Origin of the sequence: Streptomyces doebereineriae, assembly GCF_031845645.1 — a bacterium.
GTDB lineage: Bacteria > Actinomycetota > Actinomycetes > Streptomycetales > Streptomycetaceae > Streptomyces > Streptomyces canus.
Genome location: NZ_JAVREZ010000369.1, coordinates 1 through 437, shown reverse-complemented (window position 1 = coordinate 437; position 437 = coordinate 1). Strand labels below are relative to the sequence as shown.

Annotated in this window: 1 protein-coding gene; it reads right to left on the bottom strand. The window is 75.3% G+C overall.

The genetic code is table 11. The annotated features are described in order from the left end of the window. On the bottom strand, positions 1-437 hold a 437-nt coding region (locus RNB18_RS52340; protein WP_311721096.1), incomplete at both ends, for a sensor histidine kinase.

The window sequence follows — 437 nt, the reverse complement described above, 5'->3', positions numbered from 1 at the left end:
CCACCGTACGGCCCTCGGCCCGCAGCCCGACCTCGATCCGGGCGTCCGCCGACCCGGCCGCCGCGTCCGTGGCGTTGTCGACGAGGTTGCCGACCACCGTGACCAGCCCGCGCGGGTCCACCACCCGGTCCGCCAGCAGCGTGCCGGGCGCCAGCCGCAGTGCGACACCGCGCTCGGCGGCCACCGTCGCCTTGCCGACGAGCAGCGCGGCCAGCAGCGGGTCCCGTACCTTCTCGGTGACCTGCTCCGCCGTCGCCCGGTGGACGCCCACCACCTCCGTGACGAACTCCGTCGCCTCCTCGTGCATCCCCAGCTCCAGCAGGCCCAGCAGGGTGTGCAGCCGGTTGGCGTGCTCGTGGTCCTGGGCGCGCAGCGCGTCGATCAGCCCGGTGGTGGAGTCGAGCTCGCGGCCGAGGTGCTCCAGCTCGGTCCGGTCG